The sequence below is a fragment of the Klebsiella sp. BIGb0149 genome (assembly GCF_004362605.1).
In the GTDB taxonomy this organism is placed as follows: domain Bacteria; phylum Pseudomonadota; class Gammaproteobacteria; order Enterobacterales; family Enterobacteriaceae; genus Klebsiella; species Klebsiella terrigena.
In genome coordinates this window covers 30,252-39,601 of the sequence record NZ_SNYG01000004.1, presented here as the reverse complement: position 1 = coordinate 39,601, position 9,350 = coordinate 30,252, and the positions used below count along the sequence as shown (strand labels likewise).

The window sequence follows — 9,350 nt, the reverse complement described above, 5'->3', positions numbered from 1 at the left end:
CGGCCCGCAGGGCTTAGCCTTCCTGCAGCATCTGCTCCAGCTGTTCCTGCGCCTCCAGCCAGGCCATTTCGTACTCTTCCAAACCTGATTTAGCGCTGGCCTGCTGCTGCAGGCAGGCGGTCAGGTCCGCTTTGCGGGATGCGTCATACAGGCTGCTGTCGCCTAATTTCTCTTCCGCCTGCGCGAGCTGGGCGTTGAGCTTATCCATCTCTTTCTCAAGACGGGTAATCTCTTTGCGCAATGGCTGAGTCAGGGTGCGCAGCTCCGCTTCCCGGCGCTTCTGGTCCTTTCGGGACTGGGCGCTGTTGCCGTTATCTTTGATCGCGTCGGACGACTGGCTCTCCTGCTTCTGCGAGTCGCTCAGCCACTGCTGGTAATCTTCCAGATCGCCGTCGAACTGCTCAACCTTGCCGTCGTGGACCAGATAGAGATCGTCGGTGGTCGAACGGATCAGGTGGCGATCGTGCGATACCACCACCAGCGCGCCTTCGAAATCAATCAGCGCTTCGGTTAAAGCCTGGCGCATATCGAGGTCAAGGTGGTTAGTCGGTTCATCGAGCAGCAGAAGATTAGGGCGCTGCCAGACGATCAGCGCCAGCACCAGGCGCGCTTTTTCGCCGCCGGAGAAGCGCTGGGTTGCTTCGTTGACCTTATCGCTCTGGAAACCGAAGCCGCCGAGATAGTCGCGCAGCTTCTGCTCCAGCTCCTGCGGCGCCAGGCGAGCCAGGTGCTGCAGCGGCGATTCATCCGCCCGCAGAAACTCCAGCTGATGCTGAGCGAAGTAGCCCAGCTTAATCCCTTTTGCCAGCCCCACTTCGCCCTGCAGCGGCTGCAGCTCGCCGGCCAGCAGCTTGATGAGCGTCGATTTACCGGCGCCGTTGCGCCCCAGCAGGCCGATGCGCGAGCCGGGAACCAAATTCAGCTTGATCGAGTCGAGGATAATGCGTTCACCGTAGCCAGCGCTGACTTTTTCCATTTTCAGCAGCGGGTTGGGCAGGCTTTCCGGCGCGCGGAAGCTAAAGTGGAACGGGTTATCGACGTGGGCCGGGGCGATAAGCTCCATGCGCTCCAGCATTTTAATGCGGCTCTGGGCCTGCTTCGCCTTGGTGGCCTTGGCGCGGAAGCGATCGATATAGCTTTGCAGATGGGCGACGCGCAGCTGCTGGCTTTCATACATCGACTGCTGCTGCGACAGACGGGTGGCGCGCTGTATTTCGAACGAGCTGTAGTTGCCGGTGTACTCGAACATATTTTGCTGTTCGATATGTATAATTTTATCGACGATAGGATCGAGAAAATCGCGATCGTGCGAGATAAGGATCAGCGTGCCGGTATAGCTTTTGAGCCACTTTTCCAGCCAGATCACCGCATCGAGATCGAGGTGGTTAGTCGGTTCATCCAGCAGCAGCAGGTCGGAGCGGCAAATCAGCGCCTGCGCCAGGTTGAGGCGCATGCGCCAGCCGCCGGAGAAGTCGCTCACCGGGCGCTCCAGCTGTTCGTTGCTGAAGCCCAGGCCGTGCAGCAGGCTCGAGGCGCGTGAGCGGATGGTCCAGGCGTCAATGGCGTCCAGCTTGCCGTGTACCGTCGCAATGGCGTGACCGTCGTTGCGCTCGTTGGCCTGATTTAAATCAGCCTCGAGCTGGCGATATTCCCGATCGCCGTCAATAACATAATCAATGGCCGGCTGCGCCAGAGCAGGGGTTTCCTGATTAACCCACGCCAGCTGCCAGTTGCCCGGAAAGGTCATACTGCCGCCGTCGGCGCTAATCTCGTTTTTCAAAAGCGATAGCAGCGTGGATTTACCGCAGCCGTTTTTGCCCACCAGACCGACCTTTTGGCCAGGATTGATGGTAGCGGTGGCGTTGTCCAGCAGGACGCGTACGCCGCGACGAATTTGTAACGAGGAGAAAACAATCATAAGGCGCCGTATGTTCAGACTATGTTAATTTGTCATTATGATAATGTAATGTGGTAGCAAATAGCTCCACCGGGCCGCAATGGTAGCCCAAAATGAAGACGATACACAAAGTCATTCTGGTTGCGTTGAGGCGCAGCCGTTGTTCAGGCCACTACAAGACGTTGGGAGGGGAATGATGTCTCAGACAGCGAAGGTTTTGCTGCTGTATGCCCACCCAGAATCTCAGGATTCCGTGGCCAACCGGGTTTTGCTTGAACCGGCCTTACAGCTGCCGAACGTCACCGTGCACGATCTTTACGCACACTATCCCGATTTTTTTATCGATATTGCCTGGGAGCAGGATCTCCTGCGTCAGCATGAGGTGATTGTTTTCCAGCATCCGCTCTATACGTGGAGCTGCCCGGCGCTGCTAAAAGAGTGGCTGGACAGAGTGCTGAGCCGCGGTTTTGCCAGCGGCGCCGGGGGAAATCAGCTGGCGGGAAAGTACTGGCGTAGCGTGATCACCACCGGCGAGCCGGAAAGCGCCTACCGTCGCGACGCTAACCGCTATCCAATGAACGATATTCTGCGTCCTTTCGAACTGACTGCCGGCATGTGCCGGATGCACTGGATGAGCCCGATTATTGTCTACTGGGCCCGCCGGCAATCGCCCGCCGATCTGAAAAGCCATGCGCGCGCCTATCGTGACTGGTTGGCCAACCCCATCGCGACAGGAGGAGTAATCAATGGCGGGAGCTGATCTGCTTTTGGCTGGCGTGCTGTTTCTGTTCGCCGCCGTCGTCGCGGTACCGCTGGCCGCCCGGCTGGGCATTGGCGCGGTACTTGGCTATCTGCTCGCCGGGATCGCCATTGGCCCGTGGGGGCTGGGGTTCATCAGCGACGTCGATGAAATTCTTCATTTCTCCGAGCTGGGCGTGGTGTTCCTGATGTTTATCATCGGGCTCGAGCTCAACCCGTCGAAGCTCTGGCGCCTGAGAAGCTCCATCTTTGGCGTTGGCGCGGCCCAGGTTTTGTGCAGCGCGGCAATCCTCGGCGGTCTGCTGATGGTCACCGGATTCACGTGGCAGGCGGCGATTGTCGGCGGGATTGGCTTAGCGATGTCCTCTACGGCGATGGCGCTGCAGCTGATGCGCGAGAAGGGGATGAGCCGCAGTGAGTCCGGACAGCTGGGGTTCTCCGTTCTGCTGTTTCAGGACCTGGCGGTGATCCCCGCGCTGGCGCTGGTGCCGCTGCTGGCCGGCTCCGGCGACGATCGCTTTGATTGGGTGACGATAGGGATGAAGGTGCTGGCCTTTGCCGGCATGCTGATCGGCGGCCGCTTTTTGCTGCGGCCGGTGTTCCGCTTTATCGCTGCCTCCGGCGTGCGGGAGGTTTTTACCGCCGCGACGCTGCTGCTGGTGCTGGGTTCGGCGCTGTTTATGGATGCACTCGGCCTGTCGATGGCGCTGGGGACCTTTATCGCCGGGGTGCTGCTGGCAGAAAGCGAATATCGCCACGAGCTGGAAATCGCCATTGAGCCTTTTAAAGGTCTTCTGCTCGGCCTGTTTTTTATCTCCGTTGGCATGGCGCTGAATCTGGGCGTTCTCTACACCCATCTGCTGTGGGTTGCCGCCAGCGTCGCGGCGCTGGTGATGGTGAAAGCTCTCGTGCTGTACGTTCTGGCGCGGGTGTACGGCCTTCGCAGCTCGGAGCGGATGCAGTTTGCCGGAGTTCTGAGCCAGGGCGGGGAGTTTGCCTTCGTGCTGTTCTCGTTACCGGCTTCGCTGCGGCTGTTCGAAAATGATCAGATGGCGCTGCTGCTGGTCACGGTTACGCTGTCGATGATGACCACGCCGCTGCTGATGACCCTGATTGATTCCGTGCTCTCCCGACGCTTTAACCAGCCGGAGGAAGAGGACGAAGCGCCGTGGGTTGAGGATGATAAACCGCAGGTGATTATCGTCGGCTTCGGCCGCTTTGGTCAGGTTATTGGCCGTCTGCTGATGGCCAACAAAATGCGCATTACCGTGCTTGAGCGCGACATTAGCGCGGTGAACCTGATGCGTAAATATGGCTATAAGGTTTACTTCGGCGATGCGACGCAGCTGGAGCTGCTGCGCTCGGCGGGCGCGGAAGATGCGCAGTCAATCGTGATTACCTGCAACGAGCCGGAAGATACCATGAAGCTGGTTGAGATGTGCCAGCAGCATTTCCCGCATCTGCATATTCTGGCGCGAGCGCGGGGCCGCGTAGAGGCCCATGAGCTGCTGCAGGCCGGCGTGGCGCAGTTCTCGCGCGAAACCTTCTCCAGCGCGCTGGAGCTGGGGCGCAAGGCGCTGGTCAGCGTCGGAATGCATCCGCATCAGGCGCAGCGCGCGCAGCTGCACTTCCGTCGTCTGGATATGCGAATGCTGCGAGAGTTAATGCCGGTACATACTGATACTCTGCAGATATCGCGCGTGCGGGAAGCCCGGCGGGAGCTGGAGGAGATTTTTCAGCGTGAAATGCAGAAAGAGAGCAGACAGCTTGACGGCTGGGATGAGTTTGAATAAAGGGTAAATCATTATGGCAGTGCGTAAACGTTTTATCGCCGGGGCAAAATGCCCGGCGTGCCAGGCCCAGGATTCTCTGGCAATGTGGCGGGAAAATAATGTCGATATTGTTGAGTGTGTTAAGTGCGGACACCAGATGCGCGAGGCGGATAAAGAGGCCCGCGAGCACGTACGTAAAGACGAACAAGTGATCGGCATTTTTCATCCGGACTAGCGTTATCTGTCGCCTTTTTTTAAGCTAGAGGGTACACGGCTGCAGAATTCCGCTACAATCTGCGCCACTATTCTTCCCATGCTCAGGAGATATCATGAAAGTAGCAAAAGACCTGGTGGTCAGCCTGGCCTATCAGGTACGTACAGAAGACGGTGTGTTGGTTGATGAGTCTCCGGTAAGCGCGCCGCTGGACTACCTGCATGGTCACGGTTCCCTGATTTCCGGCCTGGAAACTGCGCTGGATGGTCATGAAGTGGGCGACAAATTTGACGTTGCTGTCGGCGCGAACGATGCGTACGGCCAGTACGACGAAAACCTGGTTCAGCGCGTTCCTAAAGACGTCTTCATGGGCGTTGATGAGCTGCAGGTTGGCATGCGTTTCCTGGCGGAAACCGATCAGGGTCCGGTACCGGTTGAAATTACCGAAGTTGACGACGAGCACGTAGTTGTTGACGGTAACCACATGCTGGCTGGCCAAAACCTGAAGTTCAACGTTGAAGTTGTGGCGATTCGTGAAGCGACGGCTGAAGAGCTGGAACACGGTCACGTGCACGGCGCGAATGGTCACGATCACGACCATGACCACGATCATGACGGATGCTGCGGTGGCCACGGTCACAGCCATGACCACGACCACGGTCACGAACATGGCAAAGGCGGCTGTGGCGGTAACGGCGGCTGCGGCTGTCACTAAGAGCTGTCGTCTTACAAGCCGCAGGCGCGTTGGCTAGCGCTGCCGGCGATAAAAAGCGGGGAAACCCGCTTTTTTTACGCCTTAATAATGTGGAGGCGGCGTCTCTTCAGACTGCGATGCGATATACGATGACTGCGTCGCCTTCAGCTTTTCTACCATCAGACGCATATGTTCACGCATCTTTGCCATTTCGATCTCATGGGCGGTAACGGTCTTGTTGAGGTCTTCAATGGTGATTTCCTGATACGCCAGCCGGCTTTCCAGCTCCGCCAGGCGAGTCTCCAGTTTGCTATCGTGCATGAGTAACCTCTTCTGTCTTATCTCGCGGGCGGATTCTACTGAATTTTCAGCATTCGTGCAGCATCGTAACGCCGGACAGGAAACTAATTCATACAAAAATAGTCTGAAAAGAGGCGATATTCAGGTACGTCCGTATGTAGATTTGTCCTGCAACGTTCTATAGTACATTTTTTGCTTTTTACGCTAACCCTGGGGTGAGATGCCCCGGCCCTGGAGAAATGGATGAAATCACTGTTTAAAGTAACGCTGCTGGCGACCACAATGGCCGTCGCGCTGAATGCACCGCTGACCTTTGCTGCGGATACCGCTGCAAAGACGGCACCTGCAACGGAAAGCAAATCGGCATTTAAAAATGACGATCAGAAATCTGCTTATGCGCTGGGTGCATCGCTGGGACGTTACATGGAAAACTCCCTGAAAGAACAAGAAAAACTGGGCATTAAACTGGATAAAGATCAGCTGATCGCTGGGGTGCAGGACGCATTTGCCGATAAGAGCAAACTCTCCGATCAGGAAATCGAACAGACTCTGCAAGCATTTGAAACTCGTGTGAAAACTGCTGCTCAGCAAAAAATGGAAAAAGATGCATCTGAGAACGATGCTAAAGGCAAAGCCTATCGCGACACCTTCGCTAAAGAGAAGGGCGTGAAAACCTCTAAATCTGGCCTGCTGTATAAAGTCGAGAAAGCCGGTACCGGTGACGCGCCGAAAGACAGCGATACCGTGGTTGTGAACTACAAAGGGACGCTGATCGACGGTAAAGAGTTCGATAACTCCTACACCCGCGGTGAGCCGCTCTCTTTCCGTCTGGACGGCGTGATCCCGGGCTGGACTGAAGGCCTGAAGAACATTAAGAAAGGCGGTAAAATCCAGCTGGTTATCCCACCGGATCTGGCATACGGCAAAACCGGCGTTCCGGGTATCCCGGCTAACTCTACCCTGGTCTTCGACGTAGAGCTGCTGGATATCAAACCGGCTCCGAAAGCGGATGCGAAGCCTGAAGCTGCCGCTGACGCAAAAGCGGATGCAGCGAGCGCAGACGCTAAGAAGTAATGGAATTGACGCCGCCGCCCTCAAAGGCGGCGGCTTTTTTATTTGGGGCAGATATAATTAAAACTGGAAAGTGCCTCAAGCGCTGTATTACTTTAGATAGCTTAATCTTATTAATGACGATGAGCCTGCCCTGACAAGCTACACCTCATCCTTCAAGCTGCCTCTGAGCTGGCTGCATTTGCTGACTCCAGCCTCTTACTGGATTCGGTCCTGGGTATCGATAAGAGATAACCTTGTCTCTTACAAGAGCCAGCCTTCGGCTGGTCAAATTCGCTGCTGACGAATTTGTCTCAGATTTGCCGCCTTGGCGTACCTTGAACGGTTTTGTGTAAAAAATGACAGGCTCCTGAAAAGGAGTGCTTTTTTTCATGTCCAGGTCGCTTTTAACCAACGAAACCAGCGAGCTTGACCTGCTGGATCAACGTCCTTTCGACCAGACCGACTTCGATATCCTAAAATCCTATGAAGCGGTGGTGGACGGGTTAGCGATGCTCATTGGTTCCCACTGTGAAATCGTGCTGCATTCTTTACAGGATCTGAAATGTTCCGCCATTCGCATCGCCAACGGTGAACATACCGGTCGTCAAATCGGCTCGCCAATCACTGACCTGGCGCTGCGTATGCTGCACGATATGACTGGAGCTGATAGCAGCGTTTCCAAATGCTATTTTACTCGCGCTAAAAGCGGAGTGCTGATGAAGTCGGTGACGATTGCGATACGCAACCGTGAGCACCGGGTTATCGGCCTTTTGTGCATTAACATGAACCTCGATGTCCCGTTCTCCCAGATCATGAGCACCTTTATTCCGCCGGAAACGCCGGAAGTGAACTCGCAGGTCAACTTTGCCTCATCGGTTGACGATCTGGTCGCGCAAACCCTCGAGTTTACGATTGAAGAAGTAAATGCCGATCGCAACGTTTCCAATAACGCCAAAAATCGTCAGATCGTCCTGAATCTTTACGAGAAAGGGATCTTTGATATCAAGGATGCTATTAACCAGGTTGCCGATCGCCTGAATATCTCGAAGCACACGGTGTATCTCTATATCCGCCAGTTCAAAAGCGGTGATTTCCAGGGTCTGGATAAGTAATGCGTTTTGCCATTACGGTGACGGGCCCGGCCTACGGTACGCAGCAGGCCAGCAGCGCCTGGCAGTTTGCGCAGGCCGTGCTGGAGGAGGGGCATGAGCTGATTTGCGTCTTTTTCTATCGCGAAGGCGTCTATAACGCGAATCACCTGACCGCTCCCGCCAACGATGAGTTTGACCTCGTGCGGGCATGGCAAAAATTACACGAAGCGCATGCTGTTTCGCTGCATATCTGCGTTGCGGCGGCGCTGAGACGCGGGGTGACGGACGAGCATGAGGCGCAGCAGCTTGGTTTGTCCGCGCATAATCTGCAACCCGGATTCACGCTCAGCGGCCTTGGGGCGCTGGCGGAAGCTGCATTAACCTGCGATCGGATGGTGCAGTTCTGATGAAACGCGTTGCCTTTGTTTTTTCCTCCGCGCCTCATGGCTCCGCGTCTGGCCGGGAAGGCCTGGATGCCCTGCTGGCTACCTCAGCGCTGACCGATGAGCTCGGCGTTTTCTTTATCGGCGACGGCGTGTTTCAGCTGCTGCCGGAGCAGCGGCCAGGGGCCATTCTGGCCCGCGACTATATCGCAACCTTTAAGCTGCTCTCTCTGTATGATATCGAACAGTGCTGGATGTGCGCCGCTTCTGCCCGCGAGCGCGGTCTGTCGCCCTCCACGCAGTGGGTCATAGACGGCGAGTGGCTGGAGCCAGAGGCGCTGCGTGCCCGGCTCGATGATTTCAACGTGATTCTGCGCTTCTGAGGCCACTATGCTCCACACTCTTAGCGTTTCCCCATGGCATACCGATCTGGCAGCGATGCTGCGTCTGGTAAAGGATGGCGACGATCTGCTGCTGCTTTCCGATGGCGTCATCGCGGCAGCCGCCGGCGGGCGCTACCTTGAAATCCTGCTTTCCGCCCCCATAACCATCCATGCGCTGCAGGATGATATTGAAGCCCGCGGCCTGACGGGGCAAATTGCGGGCAGTGTCATCAGGGTTGGCTATACTGATTTCGTCAGACTGGCGCTCAAACACCCTGGACAGTTGGCCTGGTAATGGCAGGATTGTTGTATATTTCTTGACACCTTTTCGGCACCGCCCTAGAATTCTGCGTCCTCATATTATCTGAGGCGATTTATTACATGTTTACGAAGCAAAAGCTAAAACCAGGAGCTATTTAATGGCAACAATTAACCAGCTGGTACGCAAACCACGCGCACGCAAAGTTGCAAAGAGCAACGTGCCTGCACTGGAAGCCTGCCCGCAGAAACGTGGCGTATGTACTCGCGTATATACTACCACTCCTAAAAAACCAAACTCCGCACTGCGTAAAGTATGCCGTGTGCGTTTGACCAACGGTTTTGAAGTGACTTCCTACATCGGTGGTGAAGGTCACAACCTGCAGGAACACTCCGTGATCCTGATCCGTGGCGGTCGTGTAAAAGACCTTCCGGGTGTTCGTTACCACACCGTTCGTGGTGCGCTTGACTGCTCCGGCGTTAAAGACCGTAAGCAATCTCGCTCCAAATATGGCGTGAAACGTCCTAAGGCTTAATGGTTCTCCG

Annotated in this window: 12 protein-coding genes; 10 read left to right on the top strand and 2 right to left on the bottom strand. The window is 55.9% G+C overall.

The window, feature by feature from the left end; translation table 11 throughout:
* Positions 1-13: 13 nt before the first annotated feature.
* Entirely contained in the window at positions 14-1,918 is a 1,905-nt protein-coding gene (locus EDF75_RS15170) for an ABC transporter ATP-binding protein (protein WP_133600025.1), read from the bottom strand.
* Between the two features lie 172 nt (positions 1,919-2,090).
* On the opposite strand from EDF75_RS15170, the gene kefG reads away from it, so the two are divergent.
* From kefG to slyD, 4 genes are all read left to right on the top strand, one after another.
* On the top strand, positions 2,091-2,657 hold the full coding sequence (gene kefG / locus EDF75_RS15165) for a glutathione-regulated potassium-efflux system ancillary protein KefG (protein ID WP_133600024.1): 567 nt from the start codon (positions 2,091-2,093) through the stop codon (positions 2,655-2,657).
* Entirely contained in the window at positions 2,644-4,449 is a 1,806-nt protein-coding gene (gene kefB / locus EDF75_RS15160; protein WP_133600023.1) for a glutathione-regulated potassium-efflux system protein KefB, read from the top strand. Before kefG ends, kefB begins: the two co-directional genes overlap by 14 nt.
* A gap of 13 nt (positions 4,450-4,462) precedes the next feature.
* Entirely contained in the window at positions 4,463-4,663 is a 201-nt protein-coding gene (locus tag EDF75_RS15155; protein WP_013364433.1) for a YheV family putative zinc ribbon protein, read from the top strand.
* Positions 4,664-4,757: 94 nt separating this feature from the next.
* Positions 4,758-5,357 (top strand): peptidylprolyl isomerase, encoded by a 600-nt coding sequence (slyD, locus tag EDF75_RS15150; RefSeq protein ID WP_041142979.1) that lies wholly within the window; start codon positions 4,758-4,760, stop codon positions 5,355-5,357.
* Positions 5,358-5,438: 81 nt separating this feature from the next.
* Here the strand turns inward: slyD and EDF75_RS15145 are convergent, their stop codons facing one another.
* A complete protein-coding gene (locus EDF75_RS15145) occupies positions 5,439-5,657 on the bottom strand; it encodes a protein SlyX (protein ID WP_041142978.1) in 219 nt (72 codons plus the stop codon).
* 222 nt (positions 5,658-5,879) lie between these two features.
* Here EDF75_RS15145 and fkpA point away from each other — a divergent pair, with 222 nt between their 5' ends.
* The 6 genes from fkpA (at position 5,880) to rpsL (ending at position 9,340) form a co-directional block, all read left to right on the top strand.
* The gene (gene fkpA, locus EDF75_RS15140) at positions 5,880-6,710 is read left to right on the top strand and encodes an FKBP-type peptidyl-prolyl cis-trans isomerase (protein WP_041142977.1); all 831 of its coding nucleotides are present in this window, start codon (positions 5,880-5,882) and stop codon (positions 6,708-6,710) included.
* Between the two features lie 368 nt (positions 6,711-7,078).
* Complete coding sequence (locus tag EDF75_RS15135) at positions 7,079-7,801, top strand: helix-turn-helix transcriptional regulator (protein WP_004868391.1); 723 nt, start codon at positions 7,079-7,081, stop codon at positions 7,799-7,801.
* Positions 7,801-8,187 (top strand): sulfurtransferase complex subunit TusD, encoded by a 387-nt coding sequence (gene tusD / locus EDF75_RS15130; protein WP_133600022.1) that lies wholly within the window; start codon positions 7,801-7,803, stop codon positions 8,185-8,187. The genes EDF75_RS15135 and tusD overlap by 1 nt, the downstream gene beginning before the upstream one ends.
* Positions 8,187-8,546 (top strand): sulfurtransferase complex subunit TusC, encoded by a 360-nt coding sequence (tusC, locus tag EDF75_RS15125; protein WP_041142975.1) that lies wholly within the window; start codon positions 8,187-8,189, stop codon positions 8,544-8,546. Before tusD ends, tusC begins: the two co-directional genes overlap by 1 nt.
* 7 nt (positions 8,547-8,553) lie before the next feature.
* Positions 8,554-8,841 carry a sulfurtransferase complex subunit TusB gene (gene tusB, locus EDF75_RS15120; RefSeq protein WP_133600021.1) on the top strand — a complete coding sequence of 96 codons (288 nt, stop codon included), beginning with the start codon at positions 8,554-8,556 and terminating at the stop codon, positions 8,839-8,841.
* Positions 8,842-8,965: 124 nt separating this feature from the next.
* Positions 8,966-9,340, top strand: coding sequence for a 30S ribosomal protein S12 (gene rpsL / locus EDF75_RS15115; RefSeq protein ID WP_045854063.1), 375 nt, complete (start codon positions 8,966-8,968; stop codon positions 9,338-9,340).
* Positions 9,341-9,350 lie beyond the last annotated feature (10 nt).